This window comes from Rhizobium leguminosarum bv. trifolii WSM2297, assembly GCF_000271845.1.
In genome coordinates this window covers 473,254-492,117 of record NZ_JH719395.1, presented here as the reverse complement: position 1 = coordinate 492,117, position 18,864 = coordinate 473,254, and the positions used below count along the sequence as shown (strand labels likewise).

15 protein-coding genes, 1 tRNA gene and 1 pseudogene are annotated in these 18,864 nt (G+C 59.6%); 1 reads left to right on the top strand and 16 read right to left on the bottom strand.

Going from position 1 to position 18,864, the window contains the following annotated elements:
* From RLEG4DRAFT_RS17580 to rpsL, 4 genes are all read right to left on the bottom strand, one after another.
* A partial coding sequence (locus tag RLEG4DRAFT_RS17580) for a GTP-binding protein (RefSeq protein WP_003578664.1) occupies positions 1–530 on the bottom strand: 530 nt, incomplete at its 3' end.
* 68 nt (positions 531–598) lie between these two features.
* Positions 599–2,698 carry an elongation factor G gene (gene fusA, locus RLEG4DRAFT_RS17575; RefSeq protein ID WP_003573805.1) on the bottom strand — a complete coding sequence of 700 codons (2,100 nt, stop codon included), beginning with the start codon at positions 2,696–2,698 and terminating at the stop codon, positions 599–601.
* A 29-nt stretch (positions 2,699–2,727) separates the two neighbouring features.
* Entirely contained in the window at positions 2,728–3,198 is a 471-nt protein-coding gene (rpsG, locus tag RLEG4DRAFT_RS17570; protein WP_003578662.1) for a 30S ribosomal protein S7, read from the bottom strand.
* A gap of 77 nt (positions 3,199–3,275) precedes the next feature.
* Positions 3,276–3,647, bottom strand: coding sequence for a 30S ribosomal protein S12 (gene rpsL / locus RLEG4DRAFT_RS17565; RefSeq protein ID WP_003547537.1), 372 nt, complete (start codon positions 3,645–3,647; stop codon positions 3,276–3,278).
* Positions 3,648–4,144: 497 nt separating this feature from the next.
* Here rpsL and RLEG4DRAFT_RS17560 point away from each other — a divergent pair, with 497 nt between their 5' ends.
* Positions 4,145–4,438: a hypothetical protein gene (locus RLEG4DRAFT_RS17560; RefSeq protein WP_003573810.1), complete on the top strand. Its 294-nt coding sequence runs from the start codon at positions 4,145–4,147 to the stop codon at positions 4,436–4,438.
* A 134-nt stretch (positions 4,439–4,572) separates the two neighbouring features.
* On the opposite strand, the gene rpoC is transcribed toward RLEG4DRAFT_RS17560, so the two are convergent.
* From rpoC to tuf, 12 genes and pseudogenes are all read right to left on the bottom strand, one after another.
* Complete coding sequence (rpoC, locus tag RLEG4DRAFT_RS17555; protein ID WP_003578660.1) at positions 4,573–8,781, bottom strand: DNA-directed RNA polymerase subunit beta'; 4,209 nt, start codon at positions 8,779–8,781, stop codon at positions 4,573–4,575.
* 190 nt (positions 8,782–8,971) lie between these two features.
* Positions 8,972–13,111, bottom strand: a complete 4,140-nt coding sequence (gene rpoB, locus RLEG4DRAFT_RS17550) for a DNA-directed RNA polymerase subunit beta (RefSeq protein WP_003573813.1) — start codon at positions 13,109–13,111, stop codon at positions 8,972–8,974.
* A gap of 261 nt (positions 13,112–13,372) precedes the next feature.
* Entirely contained in the window at positions 13,373–13,750 is a 378-nt protein-coding gene (gene rplL / locus RLEG4DRAFT_RS17545) for a 50S ribosomal protein L7/L12 (protein WP_003578658.1), read from the bottom strand.
* A 58-nt stretch (positions 13,751–13,808) separates the two neighbouring features.
* Complete coding sequence (rplJ, locus tag RLEG4DRAFT_RS17540) at positions 13,809–14,327, bottom strand: 50S ribosomal protein L10 (RefSeq protein WP_003573819.1); 519 nt, start codon at positions 14,325–14,327, stop codon at positions 13,809–13,811.
* 328 nt (positions 14,328–14,655) lie between these two features.
* Positions 14,656–15,357, bottom strand: coding sequence for a 50S ribosomal protein L1 (rplA, locus tag RLEG4DRAFT_RS17535; protein ID WP_003573821.1), 702 nt, complete (start codon positions 15,355–15,357; stop codon positions 14,656–14,658).
* Positions 15,358–15,361: 4 nt separating this feature from the next.
* Entirely contained in the window at positions 15,362–15,793 is a 432-nt protein-coding gene (gene rplK / locus RLEG4DRAFT_RS17530; protein ID WP_003547518.1) for a 50S ribosomal protein L11, read from the bottom strand.
* Positions 15,794–15,970: 177 nt separating this feature from the next.
* Positions 15,971–16,501, bottom strand: coding sequence for a transcription termination/antitermination protein NusG (nusG, locus tag RLEG4DRAFT_RS17525; RefSeq protein ID WP_003573823.1), 531 nt, complete (start codon positions 16,499–16,501; stop codon positions 15,971–15,973).
* A gap of 17 nt (positions 16,502–16,518) precedes the next feature.
* Positions 16,519–16,719: a preprotein translocase subunit SecE gene (gene secE / locus RLEG4DRAFT_RS17520; protein ID WP_003573826.1), complete on the bottom strand. Its 201-nt coding sequence runs from the start codon at positions 16,717–16,719 to the stop codon at positions 16,519–16,521.
* A gap of 194 nt (positions 16,720–16,913) precedes the next feature.
* A tRNA-Trp gene (locus RLEG4DRAFT_RS17515) sits at positions 16,914–16,989 on the bottom strand.
* A gap of 167 nt (positions 16,990–17,156) precedes the next feature.
* Positions 17,157–18,050, bottom strand: coding sequence for an NAD-dependent epimerase/dehydratase family protein (locus tag RLEG4DRAFT_RS17510; protein ID WP_003578657.1), 894 nt, complete (start codon positions 18,048–18,050; stop codon positions 17,157–17,159).
* 171 nt (positions 18,051–18,221) lie between these two features.
* Entirely contained in the window at positions 18,222–18,356 is a 135-nt protein-coding gene (locus RLEG4DRAFT_RS52970) for a hypothetical protein (RefSeq protein ID WP_003573829.1), read from the bottom strand.
* Positions 18,357–18,560: 204 nt separating this feature from the next.
* Positions 18,561–18,864 (bottom strand): annotated as a pseudogene (gene tuf, locus RLEG4DRAFT_RS17505) (elongation factor Tu); the annotation flags it as partial.

Genomic DNA, 18,864 nt, shown 5'->3' with positions numbered 1-18,864 from the left:
GAATCTTCGAGAGCAGCAAGCGCCGAACCCTTGACCACCGGGATATCGTCGCCCGGGAAGTCGTAGGACGACAGCAGTTCGCGAACTTCGAGCTCGACAAGTTCGAGAAGCTCGGCGTCGTCAACCTGGTCGACCTTGTTCAGGAACACAACGATCGCCGGAACGCCGACCTGGCGGGCCAGCAGGATGTGTTCGCGCGTCTGCGGCATCGGGCCGTCAGCGGCCGAGCACACCAGGATCGCGCCGTCCATCTGGGCAGCACCGGTGATCATGTTCTTGACGTAGTCGGCGTGGCCGGGGCAGTCGACGTGCGCGTAGTGGCGGGCCGGCGTCTCATATTCGACGTGGGCCGTCGAAATGGTGATGCCACGGGCCTTTTCTTCCGGAGCAGCGTCGATCTGGTCGTACGCCTTGAACTCACCGAAGTACTTCGTGATCGCTGCCGTCAGAGACGTCTTGCCGTGGTCAACGTGGCCGATCGTGCCGATGTTGACGTGCGGCTTGTTGCGCTCAAACTTACTCTTTGCCATTTTCGGCTCTCCGTTTTGCTAGTCCCCGAGGGGATCTAATTCTTGTTATCGGTCAATTGGTATTCCGGTCACTTCTGACCGGAATACTTTGCCTGGATTTCTGTTGCGACGTTCGACGGGACCGGCGAATAGTGATCGAAGGTCATCGTGTACTGGGCGCGGCCCTGAGACATGGAGCGCAGGTTGTCGACGTACTTGAACATGTTCGCGAGCGGAACGTTCGCGTTGATGACGACGGCGATACCACGGCTTTCCTGGCCCTGGATCTGACCGCGACGGGAGTTCAGGTCGCCGATGACGTCGCCGACATAATCTTCCGGGGTAACGACTTCGACCTTCATCATCGGCTCGAGCAGCTGAGCGCCGGCCTTCTTGGCTGCTTCACGGAAGCAGGCACGCGATGCGATTTCGAAGGCGAGAACCGAGGAGTCGACGTCGTGGAAGGCGCCGTCGATGAGGGTCGCCTTGACGCCGAGCATCGGGAAGCCAGCCAGCGGACCCGAAGACAGGACGCTTTCGATGCCCTTCTGGACGCCGGGGATGTATTCCTTCGGAACAGAACCACCGACGATCTTCGATTCGAACTTGAATTCGTCGCCTTCCGGGTTCGGTTCGAAGACGATCTTGACGCGCGCGAACTGGCCGGTACCGCCGGACTGCTTCTTGTGCGTGTAGTCTTCTTCGTGCTGGCGCGTGATGGTTTCGCGGTAGGCAACCTGCGGCGCGCCGACGGTTGCTTCGACCTTGAATTCACGACGCATGCGGTCGACGATGATGTCGAGATGCAGTTCGCCCATGCCGGCGATGATGGTCTGGCCGGATTCCTGGTCGGTCTTGACGCGGAAGGACGGATCTTCTGCAGCCAGGCGGTTGAGCGCGAGGCCCATCTTTTCCTGGTCGCCCTTGGTCTTCGGCTCGATGGCGATCTGGATGACCGGCTCGGGGAATTCCATACGCTCGAGGATAACCGGCTTCAGCGGATCGCAGAGCGTGTCGCCCGTCGTGGTTTCCTTGAGGCCGGCGAGAGCGACGATGTCGCCTGCAAAGGCTTCTTCGATGTCTTCACGCGAGTTGGAGTGCATCTGCAGCATGCGGCCGACGCGCTCGCGCTTGTCCTTGACCGTGTTCATGACCGACGCGCCCTTTTCGAGCTTGCCGGAGTAGATGCGGGCGAAGGTCAGCGAACCGACGAAGGGGTCGTTCATGATCTTGAAGGCGAGCATGGAAAGCGGCTCGCTGTCGTCCGCGTGACGCTCGATGTCAGCTTCAGTCTTGAAGTCGATGCCCTTGATCGCCGGGATGTCCATCGGCGACGGCAGGTAGTCGACAACGGCGTCGAGCAGCGGCTGTACGCCCTTGTTCTTGAAGGCGGTGCCGCAGAACATCGGGTGGAACTTGACGTCGATCGTGCCGCGGCGAACCAGTGCACGGATCTGATCGTTGTCGGGCAGAATGCCTTCGAGATAGGCTTCCATCGCGGCTTCGTCGATGTCGACGACCGTCTCGATCAGCTTTTCGCGATATTCTTCAGCCTTGGCCTTCATGTCCTCGGGGATCTCGACGACATCCCACTGGGCGCCGAGCGACTCGTCGCGCCAGATGAGAGCGTTCATCTCGATCAGGTCGATGACGCCCTTGAATTCGGTTTCGGCACCGATCGGCAGCTGCATGACGACAGCCGTTGCGCCAAGACGGGTCTTGATCATCTCGACGGAGCGGTAGAAGTCGGCGCCGGTCTTGTCCATCTTGTTGCAGAAGATCATCCGCGGGACATTGTACTTCTCGGCCTGGCGCCAGACGGTTTCTGTCTGCGGCTCAACACCGGCGTTGGCGTCGAGCAGCGCGATGGCGCCGTCGAGAACGCGCAGCGAACGCTCGACTTCGATGGTGAAGTCGACGTGGCCGGGGGTGTCGATGATGTTGAAGCGGCGCATCTTGCCGTCACGGCCCTTCCAGAAGGTCGTGGTGGCAGCCGAGGTGATCGTGATGCCACGCTCCTGCTCCTGCTCCATCCAGTCCATGGTGGCTGCGCCGTCGTGGACTTCGCCGATCTTGTGCGACTTGCCGGTGTAATAAAGAATACGCTCGGTGGTCGTGGTCTTGCCGGCGTCGATATGCGCCATGATACCGAAATTGCGGTAGTCTTCGATTTTATATTCGCGAGCCATTGTGGACTGCCTTTCGATACCGTTCGGAATTACCAGCGATAGTGCGAGAACGCGCGGTTGGCGTCAGCCATCTTGTGCGTGTCTTCGCGCTTCTTGACGGCGGAGCCGCGGTTGTTGGACGCATCGAGCAGTTCGCCGGAAAGGCGGTCAACCATAGTCGTTTCATTGCGCTTGCGAGCCGCAGCGATCAGCCAGCGAATGGCGAGAGCCTGGCGGCGCTCCGGACGAACATCGACCGGGACCTGATAGGTCGCACCACCGACGCGGCGCGAGCGAACTTCAACGTGCGGGGCAATGTTGTCGAGCGCAGAATGGAATACCGTGAGCGGCTCCTGCTTGGACTTGCCCTGGACGACGTCGAACGCGCCATAGACAATGTTTTCAGCAACGGACTTCTTGCCGTCGAGCATGATGGCATTCATGAACTTGGTGACGACGAGATCGCCGAACTTCGGGTCCGGATTGATCTCGCGCTTTTCTGCTTTATGACGTCTGGACATACTTTTCGTCTCTTCAACCGTTAAGGCACTTCATCACGCGGAGGACCTCGCGCAGCGCCGGATTATTCAAAACCGAATTACTTCGGACGCTTCGCGCCGTACTTGGAGCGGCGCTGCTTGCGGTTCTTGACACCCTGGGTATCGAGAACGCCGCGGATGATGTGATAACGGACACCCGGAAGGTCCTTGACGCGGCCGCCACGGATCATGACGACAGAGTGTTCCTGAAGGTTGTGACCTTCGCCGGGGATGTAACCAATGACTTCGAAGCCGTTGGTCAGGCGGATCTTTGCGACCTTACGCAGAGCCGAGTTCGGCTTCTTTGGCGTCGTCGTATAGACGCGCGTGCAAACGCCGCGCTTCTGCGGGTTCTCCTGGAGTGCGGGAACCTTGTTACGCTTTACGTTCGCCTGGCGAGGCTTGCGGATCAGCTGGTTTACGGTAGGCATTCAACCATCCCTTACGTTTTATCTCAGTACCCTTGCGGGCTTGAACTCGCGCCGTCTCCGGCAGTGACGCATGCTTCCGTCAATGCGCAAAATATGGCCCGATCCGCTTCCGCAGATGGACCACAAGGAGCAGAGGACGCATAAAATATGCGTCGTGCGTGCAGCATCATGACTTCAACGTGCGTTTAGAACCTTGTTTGAGGTGAACTTCAGGGCGCGTCGCCCCGAACAGCCAAGCCTCACATGGGATCTGATGGCCGGGGTACTACTGGTTTCCACCCCTCTCGTCAAGGCCGGTTAAGAAATAAACTCGCCGTATCGCCTTGATCTGCGGGCCTAACGCCCTGATTTCATCCTTCTAGACGAAATGGCGGCCGTGCACCAAGATAAAAACTTGGGCATCGCGGCAAAAGCAGTTAAGGAATCAGCAATTGCGGCGTGCGGCCCTCACAGCAGGATTCGAGCGACCGAATCGTCAAAGAGCCGAAGGACAGGCGATGATTACGACACCTGATAACGACAATAATTTCGACGGACCGATGATCTTCATCATCATCGGCAAAGGCTACGAGTCCGACGACAGCGAAGGCATCGACCTGCACATCATGCTGAAGGCGCCCGACGACGACACGGCCGTGCGCGAGGCCTTGAACGCTCTTGCCGAGGAAGGCTTCATCGAGGCCGATCTCGACCAGATCGGCATGCTGACCGAGGTGCCCGCCGAAGAGCCGCACGCCTCTGCCTACCAAGGTGCCGTCGACGGCGAGGTCGCGATCATCCGCTTCAACTAAGGGAGCCGCCGCTTACGGCTGCCGGTCGCCAAGCCAAAAGCGGGGCAAGCGCTCCCTCCCCCAAAGCAGACTAAAAACAAAAACCGCCCGGATCGCTCCGGGCGGTTTTTCAATTGGTGGACTTCAACCGCGGATTATTCCGCGGCCGGAGCCTTTTCAGCCATGTCCTGCAGCATCGGCGTGGCAACGGCCGAGCCGGTGCCCTTGCGGCGCTCTTCGAGGATCAGCTCGTCGCGCGACGTGGCGATACGGCGGATCTGGGTCATGGTGCCGCCGGTGCCGGCCGGGATGAGGCGGCCGACGATGACGTTTTCCTTCAGACCCTGCAGGCCGTCGGTCTTGCCGGCGATGGCAGCTTCCGTCAGCACCTTGGTCGTTTCCTGGAAGGACGCGGCCGAGATGAAGGACGGGGTCTGCAGCGACGCCTTGGTGATGCCGAGAAGAACCGGATCGCCGTAGGCGGGCTTCTTGCCCTGCTCGATCAGATGATCGTTGACGTCTTCGAGCTCGATCCGGTCGACATTGTCGCCGACGATATAGGTCGAGTCGCCTGCATCGGTGATTTCCACCTTCTGCAGCATCTGACGGACAATCACCTCGATGTGCTTGTCGTTGATGACAACGCCCTGCAAGCGGTAGACTTCCTGGATCTCGTTGACGAGGTAGGAGGCCAGAGCCTCCACGCCCTTGATTGCCAGGATGTCGTGCGGAGCCGGGTTACCGTCGAGGATGTAGTCACCCTTTTCGATATAGTCGCCTTCCTGAAGGTGGAAGGGCTTGCCCTTCGGGATCAGGTATTCGACAGGCTCAACACCGTCTTCCGCCGGCTCGATGATGACGCGGCGCTTGTTCTTGTAGTCGCGGCCGAGGCGGATCGTACCATCGATCTCTGCGATGATGGCGTGGTCCTTCGGACGGCGGGCTTCGAACAGCTCGGCAACACGCGGCAGACCGCCGGTGATGTCCTTAGTCTTGGCGCTTTCCAGCGGCGAACGCGCAAGCACGTCACCCTGGGAGACCTTGGTGCCCGGCTCGACCGACAAGATAGCGTCGACCGAGAGCAGGAAGCGGGCGTCACCACCACGCGACAGCTTCGCGACATTGCCGCTGGCATCCTTGATGACGATCGCCGGCTTGAGGTCCGAACCGCGCGGGGTCGAACGCCAGTCGATGACCTGACGCTTGGTGATGCCGGTGGATTCGTCGGTCGCTTCCAGAACGGATAGACCGTCGACCAGGTCTTCGAACTGAACGGTACCGGCGACTTCGGTCATCATCGGACGGGTGTAAGGATCCCACTCCGCCAGACGCTGGCCGCGCTTGACCTTGTCGCCTTCGTCGACATGCAGCTTCGAACCATAAGCCACACGCTGCGAAGACCGTTCCACGCCACGCTCGTCCAGGATCTGGACGGTCATGTTGCGGCCCATGGCAACGAGATTGCCATCGGAGTTGCGCAGGATGTTGCGGTTCTTGATCTGCACCGTACCTTCGTACGAGGCTTCCAGGAACGACTGGTCGACCACGGTTGCCGTACCGCCAAGGTGGAAGGTGCGCATGGTGAGCTGAGTGCCCGGTTCACCGATCGACTGAGCAGCGATGACGCCGACGGCTTCGCCCATGTTGACAGGCGTGCCGCGTGCGAGGTCGCGGCCATAGCAGACCGAGCAGACGCCGGTCTGGATTTCGCAGGTCAGCGCCGAACGAATGCGGATCGACTGGATACCGGCCTTCTCGATTTCGACGACATCAGGCTCGAGGATCATCTTGCCGGCATCGACGATGCGCTCACCCGTGATCGGATGATCGATATCGTCAAGCGCCGTGCGGCCGAGGATGCGGGCGCCGATCGAGGCAACCACCTGGCCGGCATCGACGATGGCGGTCATGGTGAGGCCCGTCTGCGTTCCGCAATCGACGTGCGTGACGATGCAATCCTGCGCGACGTCGACGAGACGGCGGGTCAGGTAGCCGGAGTTGGCGGTCTTCAAGGCGGTGTCTGCCAGACCCTTGCGGGCGCCGTGCGTCGAGTTGAAGTACTCGTTGACGGTCAGGCCTTCCTTGAAGTTCGAGATGATCGGCGTCTCGATGATTTCACCCGACGGCTTGGCCATGAGGCCGCGCATGCCGCCCAGCTGGCGCATCTGGTTCGGAGAACCGCGGGCGCCGGAATGGCTCATCATGTAGATCGAGTTCATCGGCTTCTGACGGCCGGTCTTGTCATCGAATTCGACCGCCTTAATGCGGGCCATCATTTCTTCGGCGACCTTTTCGGTCGCCTTGCCCCAGGCGTCGACAACCTTGTTGTACTTTTCGCCCTGGGTGATCAGGCCGTCATTATACTGCTGCTCGTATTCCTTCACCAGGCTTTCGGTGTCGGCAACGATCTTGGCCTTGGCATCCGGAATGACCATGTCGTCCTTGCCGAACGAAATGCCGGCGCGGCAGGCATGGGAGAAGCCGAGCTGCATGATGCGGTCGCAGAAGATGACCGTGTCCTTCTGGCCGCAGTGACGGTAGACCGTGTCGATCATCTTGGAGATGTTCTTCTTGGTCATTTCCTGGTTGCAGATGTCGAAAGGCACCTTGCCGTTCTTCGGCAGCAGTTCGCCGATGAGAAGACGGCCAGGCGTCGTCTCATAGATCTTCGAGTAGGGCTTGCCATCCTCGTCGACCGACTTGAAGCGGCCGCGGATCTTGGTGTGCAGCGTGACGACCTTGCTTTCGAGGGCGTGATGCAGCTCGCCGAGATCGGAGAAGGCCATGCCTTCGCCCGGCTCGTTCTGGTTCAGGATCGACAGGTAGTAGAGGCCGAGAACCATGTCCTGCGAGGGAACGATGATCGGCGCACCGTTGGCCGGATGCAGGATGTTGTTGGTCGACATCATCAGCACGCGGGCTTCGAGCTGGGCTTCGAGCGACAGCGGCACGTGAACGGCCATCTGGTCGCCGTCGAAGTCGGCGTTGAAGGCCGTGCAGACGAGCGGATGCAGCTGGATCGCCTTGCCTTCGACCAGGGTGGGTTCGAAGGCCTGGATGCCCAGGCGGTGCAGCGTCGGCGCGCGGTTCAGCAGAACCGGATGCTCGCGGATGACCTCGTCGAGGATATCCCAGACTTCAGGCTTTTCCTTTTCGACCAGCTTCTTGGCCTGCTTGACGGTCGAGGAGTAACCCTTGGCGTCGAGGCGGGCGTAGATGAACGGCTTGAAGAGTTCGAGCGCCATCTTCTTCGGCAGGCCGCACTGGTGCAGCTTCAGTTCCGGACCGGTGACGATGACCGAACGGCCGGAATAGTCGACGCGCTTGCCGAGCAGGTTCTGGCGGAAGCGGCCCTGCTTGCCCTTCAGCATGTCGGAGAGCGACTTCAGCGGACGCTTGTTGGCGCCGGTGATGACGCGGCCGCGACGGCCGTTGTCGAACAGCGCATCAACCGATTCCTGCAGCATGCGCTTTTCGTTGCGGATGATGATGCCAGGCGCACGAAGCTCGATGAGGCGCTTCAGACGGTTGTTGCGGTTGATGACGCGGCGATAGAGATCGTTCAGATCCGAGGTCGCGAAACGGCCGCCGTCGAGCGGCACCAGCGGACGCAGATCCGGCGGGATGACCGGAACGACCTTCATGATCATCCATTCCGGACGGTTGCCCGATTCCATGAAGTTCTCGACGATCTTCAGGCGCTTCATCAGCTTCTTCTGCTTGAGGTCCGACGTGGTGTCGGCAAGCTCGGCGCGCAGATCGCCAGCGATCTTTTCGAGGTTCATCGAGGCCAGCATCTCGTAGATCGCCTCAGCGCCGATCATCGCGGTGAACTGGTCTTCGCCGTATTCGTCAACGGCGAGCATATACTCTTCTTCCGAGAGGAGCTGGTGCTCCTTAAGAGCAGTCAGGCCCGGCTCGGTGACGATGTAGTTTTCGAAATAGAGGACGCGCTCGACATCCTTCAGCGTCATGTCGAGCAACGTCGAAATGCGCGACGGCAACGACTTCAGGAACCAGATGTGGGCAACGGGAGCGGCGAGCTCGATATGGCCCATGCGCTCACGGCGAACGCGCGACAGCGTGACTTCAACGCCGCACTTTTCGCAGATGATGCCCTTGTACTTCATGCGCTTGTACTTGCCGCACAGGCATTCGTAGTCCTTGATCGGCCCGAAGATGCGCGCGCAGAACAGACCGTCGCGTTCCGGCTTGAACGTGCGGTAGTTGATGGTTTCCGGCTTCTTGATCTCGCCGTAGGACCAGGAGAGGATCTTCTCCGGAGACGCGATCGAAATCCGAATGGAATCGAAATTCTGTGCAGGCACCTGCGGATTGAAAAGATTCATGACCTCTTGGTTCATGCCTGTCTCCTTCATGGGCTAAAGCGCCCTCAAAATGCGATGGACGGCGGCAAATTCCCGGGAGCCGCCTCCCTCGCTTAAACGAGAATAACCGCAAGCTGCGGCGAAACTTCCCTGCAGGGCCGATACGGATACGGCGCCCGGCGGGACCGGCGTGCGCCGCATTGGCAGCGCACGCCCTATCAGGTGCTTACTCGGCCGCGTCGGGCAGCTGAGCTGCCTGCGCCTCGTCAAGCTTGGTGTTTTCGAGTTCGACGCTGAGGCCCAGCGAGCGCATCTCCTTGACGAGAACGTTGAAGCTTTCCGGAATACCGGCTTCGAACGTGTCGTCTCCGCGGACGATGGCTTCGTAGACCTTGGTGCGGCCGGCGACGTCGTCCGACTTCACCGTCAGCATTTCCTGCAGCGTGTAGGCCGCGCCGTATGCTTCGAGCGCCCAGACTTCCATTTCGCCGAAGCGCTGGCCGCCGAACTGCGCCTTGCCCCCCAGCGGCTGCTGGGTCACGAGCGAGTAAGGTCCGATCGAACGGGCATGGATCTTGTCGTCGACCAGGTGGTTGAGCTTCAGCATGTAGATGTAGCCCACAGTCACCTGGCGGTCGAACTGCTCGCCGGTACGGCCGTCATAAAGCGTCGACTGACCGGTGTCCTTGAGACCCGCCAGACGCAGCATGTCGTTGACGTCGCCCTCATGGGCACCGTCGAAGACCGGCGTCGCAATCGAAACACCGCGCTTCCACTGGTCAGCGAGACGCAGAACGGACTCGTCGTCGAACTCGTGGACCTGTTCGGCCTTCGGACCATCACCGACGACATCGCCGATGGTCTTGCGCAGCGGCTCGATGTTGCCATTGGCCTTGTATGCCTCGATCAGTTCGCCGATCTGGCGACCCATGCCGGCGCAAGCCCAACCCAGGTGGGTTTCAAGGATCTGACCGACGTTCATGCGCGAGGGGACACCGAGCGGGTTCAGAACGACGTCGACATGCGTGCCGTCTTCAAGGAACGGCATGTCCTCGACAGGCACAATGCGCGAGACGACGCCCTTGTTGCCGTGACGGCCGGCCATCTTGTCGCCCGGCTGGATCTTGCGCTTCACGGCGACGAAGACCTTGACCATCTTCATGACGCCAGGAGGCATTTCATCGCCGCGCTGGACCTTCTCGACCTTGTCCATGAAGCGCTGTTCAAGGCGCGACTTGGATTCGTCGTACTGGCCGCGGAGCGCTTCGAGCTCGCTCTGAACCTTCTCGTCTTCGACCGCGAACATCCACCACTGCGAGCGGGGATATTCGGAGACGACGGCGTTCGAAAGCTCCGTGCCCTTCTTGAAGCCCTTCGGACCGGCGATGGAAGCCTGGCCGCGCAGCATTTCGATCAGACGGCCGTAGACGTTACGGTCGAGGATAGCCTGCTCGTCGTCGCGGTCCTTTGCAAGACGCTCGATCTCTTCGCGCTCGATTGCCATCGCGCGCTCGTCCTTCTCGACGCCATGGCGGTTGAAGACGCGAACTTCGACGATCGTGCCGTAAGTGCCGGGCGGCATGCGCATGGAGGTGTCGCGCACGTCGGAGGCCTTTTCGCCGAAGATGGCGCGCAGAAGCTTTTCTTCCGGCGTCATCGGGCTTTCGCCCTTCGGGGTGATCTTGCCGACGAGGATATCGCCCGGCTGAACTTCGGCGCCGATATAGACGATGCCGGCTTCGTCGAGGTTCTTCAGCGCTTCTTCCGAAACGTTCGGAATGTCGCGGGTGATTTCCTCAGGACCAAGCTTGGTGTCGCGCGCCATCACTTCGAATTCTTCGATGTGGATGGAGGTGAACACGTCGTCGGCCACGATACGCTCGGAGAGCAGGATCGAGTCTTCGTAGTTGTAACCGTTCCAGGGCATGAACGCGACGAGCGCGTTGCGGCCGAGCGCCAGGTCGCCGAGATCGGTCGACGGGCCGTCGGCGAGAATGTCGCCGCGGTTGACCTCGTCACCGACGGTGACCAGCGGACGCTGGTTGACGCAGGTGTTCTGGTTCGAACGCTGGAACTTCTGCAGGCGGTAGATATCGACGCCGGATTTGCCGGCTTCGAGGTCTTCGGTGGCGCGGATAACGATACGCGTCGCGTCGACTTGGTCGACCACGCCGCCACGACGGGCGCCGATGGCAGCGCCTGAGTCACGGGCAACGACCGGCTCCATGCCGGTACCGACGAACGGGGCTTCGGCACGCAGCAGCGGCACAGCCTGACGCTGCATGTTCGAGCCCATGAGGGCGCGGTTGGCGTCGTCGTTTTCTAGGAACGGGATGAGCGCGGCTGCGACCGAGACGACCTGCTTCGGCGAAACGTCCATCAGGTTCATGCTGTCGCGCGGCGCCAGCATGACTTCGCCGGCATGACGGCAGACGACGAACTCGTCGACGAAGGAACCGTCGGCGTTCATTTCGGCGTTGGCCTGGGCGACGTAGTACTTCGCCTCTTCCATGGCGGAGAGGTAAAGCACGTCGCTCGTCACCTTGCCGTCGACGATGCGGCGGTACGGGCTTTCGATGAAGCCGTACTTGTTGACGCGGGCAAAGGTCGCAAGCGAGTTGATCAGACCGATGTTCGGGCCTTCCGGCGTTTCGATCGGGCAAATACGGCCGTAGTGGGTCGGATGCACGTCGCGGACTTCGAAGCCGGCGCGCTCACGGGTCAGACCGCCCGGGCCAAGAGCCGAAAGACGGCGCTTGTGGGTGATTTCCGAGAGCGGGTTGACCTGGTCCATGAACTGCGAAAGCTGCGAGGAACCGAAGAACTCGCGGACGGCGGCAGCCGCCGGCTTGGCGTTGATCAGATCCTGCGGCATGACCGTGTCGATCTCGATCGAGGACATGCGTTCCTTGATCGCGCGCTCCATGCGGAGCAGGCCGAGACGGTACTGGTTTTCCATCAACTCGCCGACCGAGCGGACACGGCGGTTGCCGAGGTTGTCGATGTCGTCGATCTCGCCCTTGCCGTCGCGCAGTTCGACCAGCATCCTGACCACGGCCAGGATGTCGTCCTTGCGCAGGATGCGGACGGTGTCTTCGACCGTCAGGTCGAGACGCATGTTCATCTTGACGCGGCCGACGGCGGAGAGGTCGTAACGCTCCGCATCGAAGAACAGCGAGTTGAACATGGCTTCGGCCGATTCCATGGTCGGCGGTTCACCCGGACGCATGACGCGGTAGATGTCGAACAGAGCGTCCTGACGGTTCTCGTTCTTGTCAGCGGTAAGCGTGTTGCGGATGTAGGCGCCGACATTGATGTGGTCGATGCCGAGAACCGGGATCTCGTCGAAACCGTTGGCCAGGATGATGCCAAGCGTCTTCTCGTCGATTTCGTCGCCGGCTTCGAGATAGATCTCGCCCGTCGAGTAGTTGACGATGTCGCCGGCGAGGTAGTTGCCGTAGAGATCGTCGTCGGCAGCCTTCAGCGCCTTCAGGCCCTTGTCGGAGAGCGTGCGAAGCAGACGCGGGGTCAGCTTCTTGCCGGCTTCCACGACGACTTCGCCGGTATCGGCGTCGACCATCTCGGTGATCGCCTTGGCACCCTTCAGGGTTTCCGGCTTGAAGGGAATGCGCCAGCCTGCGCCGTCGCGCTTGTAGAGCGACTTCGTGTAGAAGGTGTCGAGGATTTCCTCGCCGTCCATGCCAAGCGCCATCAGCAGCGAGGTGACAGGGATCTTACGGCGACGGTCGATACGGGCGTAGACGATATCCTTGGCGTCGAATTCGATATCGAGCCAGGAACCGCGATAGGGGATGACGCGGGCAGCAAAGAGCAGCTTGCCGGAAGAATGGCTTTTGCCCTTGTCGTGATCGAAGAAGACGCCCGGCGAACGGTGCATCTGGGAGACGATGACGCGCTCGGTGCCGTTGACGATGAACGTGCCGTTGTTGGTCATGAGCGGCATGTCGCCCATGTAAACGGACTGTTCCTTGATGTCCTTGATCGACTTCGCGCCGGTATCCTCGTCGATATCGAACACGATGAGGCGCAGCGTCACCTTCAGCGGTGCTGCATAGGTGAGGTCGCGCTGACGGCATTCGTCAACGTCGAACTTCGGCGGTTCGAACTCGTAGGACACGAATTCGAGCATGGAAGCGCCGGAGAAATCGGTGATCGGGAAAACCGACTTGAAAACGGCCTGAAGGCCCTCGTCGGGCCGGCCGCCTTTCGGCTCTTCAACCATCAAAAACTGGTCGTAGGACGCCTTCTGAACCTCGATGAGGTTCGGCATTTCTGCGACTTCGGGGATCTTACCAAAAAACTTGCGTACGCGCCTGCGACCGTTGAACGAAAGGGTCTGAGCCATCGTCGCTCCTTCAAAATCTTGCACCCGGGCCTGCAACGGACGGGAACCGATGGCCAGTCGATCCCGTCTATCAATGAGTAGTCCAATCTCGTCCGACACCCGAAAACGCTCAGCTCGGATTGCTGTGCTGCCCTCGGTGCGAGACTATCCTTTTGAAGAACCCATTACCCAAAAGCCGGTTTGACGCGGCTTTTGGGTAATTCGTTCAGAAAAACGGCAAATGGGAGGCAGCAGAGACTGCCTCCCAAAAGCACTTCAAGATTACTTGACGTCGGCCTTGGCGCCAGCGTCTTCAAGCTTCTTCTTGATGTCAGCGGCTTCAGCCTTGTTGACGCCTTCCTTGACAGCCTTCGGAGCGCCTTCGACGAGGTCCTTGGCTTCCTTGAGGCCGAGACCGGTGATGGCGCGGACTTCCTTGATGACGTTGATCTTGTTGGCGCCGGCTTCGACGAGGATGACGTCGAATTCGGTCTTTTCTTCTTCAACGACAGCCGGGCCAGCACCACCAGCAGCGGCAGCAACAGCTACCGGAGCAGCAGCGGAAACGCCCCACTTTTCTTCGAGAAGCTTCGACAGTTCTGCAGCTTCCAGAACGGTCAGCGAGGAGAGGTCGTCAACGATCTTTGCGAGATCAGCCATTTTACTAGTTCCTTTTGTTCGGTTCGAACCGGTTGATTATAAACAGCGAAAAACCGCCTTAAGCGGCTTCGTCCTTCTTGGCGTAGGCCGCAAACACGCGGGCAAGCTGGCTTGCCGGTGCGGCAACAACCCCAGCGATGCGGGTAGCCGGTGTCTGGATCATGCCCAGCAGCTTCGCACGCAACTCATCGAGCGAAGGCAGGGTCGCAAGCGACTTGACTGCATCGGCGTTGAGCGTGGTTGTTCCCATGGCGCCGCCCAGAACAACGATCTTGTCGTTGGTCTTGGCGAAATCCATGACGACCTTCGGAGCGGTGATCGGATCGGTGCTGTATGCAATCAGCGTCTGACCCTTGAAGAGATCGGTGATCCCTTCCGCTTCCGTACCCTGAAGGGCAATTTTGGCCAGGCGGTTCTTCGCGACTTTGACGGTACCGCCAGCTGCGCGCATCTTCGAACGAAAGTCGTTCATCTGCGCGACTGTGGCACCAGCATAGTGGGCCACGACAACTGAGCCCGAAGCCTTGAAGACTTCACTCAGTTCCGTGACGAATTCGCGTTTTTCCGCTCTTTCCACTGCCTATCTCCAGTTGGCGGGACCGAAAACGGGCCCGCCGGGTTGCCTTTGCCTCCCGGGATCATGTGAGATCCCAAGCGACGCTTGAGGATCCTGTCCCCCCGCGCTCTCGCGCCAATCAAGGCTAAAGAGGCACAAGGCATCCAAGGCTCGAACCGAGTTACGAGAAGCGAACTTCATGCAATTCGGGTCTTACCCGTCTCATGCAGGCGAAGTGATTAAGGGAAAACCACCTGCAATCTCGGACAGGATTCCGGATTTCTCCGGAATATTCCGGCCCCTTGCGAGGCCGGAATTTCAGTGACCGGACCGAGGTCCGGCAATCAACTTATGCAGTCGGAGCTGCGGTGACCGAGCCGACTTCGATCTTGACGCCCGGGCCCATGGTCGAAGAAATCGCCACGCGCTTGACGTAGTTGCCCTTGGCGCCAGCCGGCTTCGCCTTGATGACGGCGTCGGCGAAGGCGCGGATGTTTTCTTCCAGAGCCTTGGCATCGAAAGAGGCCTTGCCGATGCCGGCATGGACGATACCAGCCTTCTCGACGCGGAATTCGACAGCACCGCCCTTGGAAGCCTTGACGGCTCCGGCGACATCCATGGTGACGGTGCCGACCTTCGGGTTCGGCATCATGCCGCGCGGGCCGAGAACCTTACCGAGACGGCCGACGAGCGGCATCATGTCGGGGGTGGCGATGCAGCGATCGAATTCGATCTTGCCGCCCTGGACGATTTCGACCAGCTCTTCAGCACCGACAATATCGGCACCGGCAGCCTTGGCTTCATCAGCCTTGACGCCACGTGCGAAAACCGCAACGCGAACCGTACGGCCGGTGCCGTTCGGCAGGTTGACGACGCCGCGAACCATCTGGTCCGCATGGCGCGGGTCGACGCCGAGGTTCATCGAGACTTCGATGGTTTCGTCGAACTTGGCGACAGCCCGTTCCTTGACCATGCCGATGGCCAGGCTCAGAGCGTAAAGCTTGGTGGGATCAACACCTTCGTTGATCTTCTGCGTGCGCTTACCAGCCATGATCTTAACCCACCACTTCCAGGCCCATGGCGCGGGCAGAGCCCTCGATCATCGCCATTGCACCTTCGATATCCGCTGCGTTCAGATCCTTCATCTTGGCTTCTGCGATCGACTTGATCTGAGCCTTGGTGAGGGAGCCGGCCTTGGCGCCCTTGCCGGGCGTCTTGGAACCGGACGTGATCTTCGCTTCCTTCTTCAGCCAGTAGCTGACCGGAGGCTGCTTCATCGCGAAGGTGAAGGACTTGTCCTGGTAATAGGTGATGACGACCGGGATCGGCATACCCTTTTCCATTTCCTGCGTGGCGGCATTGAACGCCTTGCAGAATTCCATGATGTTAATGCCACGCTGACCAAGCGCCGGACCAATCGGCGGGGACGGGTTTGCCGATCCTGCCTTGACCTGTAGCTTGAGCTGGCCTGCAACTTTCTTAGCCATATCTCTCTGCCTTTCATGAACGGCCGGTTTCCCGGCCCGTGATGCCGGATCTCTCCGGCGGCTGCGGTTGCGTGGTGCGGATCATTAGGGTCCGGCTAAGACCCCTCACCTTCCACGCGGGTGCGGACAAGGTCCGCGGGAAACAGGCCGCAAGGGCCAGCTTCCAATCTCTTACAATCAGACCTTCTCGACCTGAGCGTATTCCAGCTCGACCGGCGTTGCGCGGCCGAAGATCGACACTTCAACCTTCAGGCGCGAACGCTCTTCGTCCACATCCTGAACCGTGCCGTTGAACGACGCGAACGGGCCGTCGGAAACGCGAACCTGCTCGCCGATCTCGAAGGTAATGGAGGCCTTCGGCCGCTCGACACCCTCCTGGACCTGACCGAGAATGCGCTCGGCTTCATGATCCGGAATCGGAACAGGCTTGTTGTCGGAGCCGAGGAAACCTGTGACCTTCGGCGTATTCTTGATCAGGTGGTAGGCTTCGTCAGTCAGATTGGCGCGAACCATGACATAGCCCGGGAAGAACTTGCGCTCAGAATCGACCTTGCGGCCGCGACGCACTTCCACCACCTTTTCGGTCGGCACGAGGATCTTCTCGAACAGGTGCTCAAGCCCCTTCTGGCGAGCCTTGTTCTCGATGTCTTCAGCGACCTTCTTTTCAAAATTTGAATATGCGTGGACGATGTACCAACGTGCCGCCATTTTCATCTCCACCCGTATCAGTTGCCGGTATTGAGCACGAAGCTCAGAACCCAGCCGATCAGCTGGTCAGCGGCAAAGAAAAACAGCGCGGCGAAAACCACCATCACAAGCACCATGACCGTCGAGATCATCGTCTCGCGGCGCGATGGCCATGTAACTTTGGACGTCTCGGAGCGAACCTGCTGCAGAAACGCAAACGGATTGGATTTGGATGCCATCGACTGCCCACGCAATTACGGCGCGTAAAGCTGAAACTATCAGCCCCACGCACCGCGTGTCTGTTGAACCCTAAATAAACACCGATTTCCGAATACACAAGAGGGAAACCGAAGTTTAACGAAATTAGTCATTGCCCATCAATCCCCGGCCGGAATGCCGCGAGCATGTCCGCGCTGTCCCGCATCAAGGAAAATGGCAGGGGCAGTAGGGCTCGAACCTACGACCTGCGGTTTTGGAGACCGCCGCTCTACCAACTGAGCTATACCCCTTCATGCTGATCATTCAGCGCTGGGCCAAGGCCCGCAAATCGCTGCTGAAAAGCATGGCGCTCCCTTTAAGACGGCGACAGCGGATTGGCAAGCACGATTTTCGTTTTTCAAAGCCATTCTGCGCATCTACGAGCGATCGGCTTGCCCATCCCGCCACCGATATGGGTTCAGACCTTCACATATTTCCGCCAATCGTGCTCTTCTTTAAAACCCAGCACCTCGCGAATCTTGCGGTTGGAGAGCAGGCCTTCATATTCGCCGATCTCGCGGGCAAAGGGCACGTTCGGGAAGAATCGCTTGGCAAGCTCCCTCGACGGCGTGTTGGCCGACACCGTATCGTTGGCCGCGTTGAAGACCTGATAGCCGAGACCGTCCTTTTCGATGCAGAGATGGCAGATCTGTCCGAGATCGCGGGCGTCGATATAGCTCCAGGCAATGCGCTTGCGCATCTCGGGATGGGCGAAATAGGTGGGGAACCTTTCATATTCGTGCGGTTCGATGACGTTACCGATACGCAACGCATAGATGTCGAAGCCCGAACGCTCGGCAAAGGCGCGGGCCGTCTTTTCGTTGACCACCTTGGAAAGCCCGTAAGAATCCATCGGATTGACGTCGTAGTCCTCCTCCAGCGGGAACTGGTGGAAATCGCGATGGCCTTCGGCGAAGCAGACGCCGTAGGTCGTCTCGCTGGACGCGACGATAATCTTCCTGATGCCGAGCTTCACCGCCGCCTCGATGACATTATAAGTGCCCATCGTGTTGATGCGGAAAGTCTCATTGTCGGGCTTGATCAGAATGCGTGGGATGGCGGCGAAATGCACGACGGCATCAAAGGGCTGCACGCCCCTGCCCGCATCGAGATCGGGAAAATCGCGGTGCATCGACAGAGCATTGAAGACCTGGCCGCTATCGGTCATGTCGGCAATGAGATTGGTGACGCCGGGACTGTCCAGCGGCACGAGATCGAGGTTGTGAACCTCGTAACCAGCATTAACGAGCCACGGCACGGTATGGCGACCTGCCTTGCCCGAACCGCCCGTGAACAGAAGTCGCTTCTTCATGGGAAATATCCTCCGCGTCATCAAATCGGAGGCATAGTTAGACGCTTCCGCGCGAAGAGCAAGCGAGCGTCCTGCAAGGGTTCACCCCCGCGTCGCCAGGAGCACCCTGTCCGGGGCACCTGGCCGATCATTTCCGATCACCGCAGAACCTGCGATGAACTGCTTAAATCGTCACTTTACAACGCTTACGTCGCCGATCTGCACGCCGGCTGCCTGAACAACCTCCTGCGGAATTGCAGCGATGAAAAACATCGTGAAAACATACATCGCGAATATCGTCGCAACGAACGTGGCCTTTGGAATCATCCGGGCTCTCCTCTTTGCATGAAGGAGTCTGGACTAAAATGAGCCAATCACAACTGGTTTCTGAATGTGAGATGAACAAAATACTGTGACGGGTCAATTTAACGATATTTTTACAACACCTGTTAAACACCCGAAGAGGCATCAAAACGAAAAAACCCCGCCGTTTCCAGCGGGGTTTTTCCTGAATTTCGGGTAATCCCAGGATTACTCGACGATCGAAGCAACGATACCGGCGCCGACGGTGCGGCCGCCTTCGCGGATGGCGAAGCGCAGCTTTTCTTCCATCGCGATCGGAACGATCAGCTCGACAGCAACCGTGACGTTGTCGCCAGGCATGACCATTTCCGTGCCTTCCGGCAGCGTCACGATGCCCGTCACATCTGTCGTGCGGAAGTAGAACTGCGGACGGTAGTTGGTGAAGAACGGCGTATGACGGCCACCCTCTTCCTTCGTCAGGATGTAGGCTTCGGCCATGAACTTCTTGTGCGGCTTGACAGAGCCCGGCTTG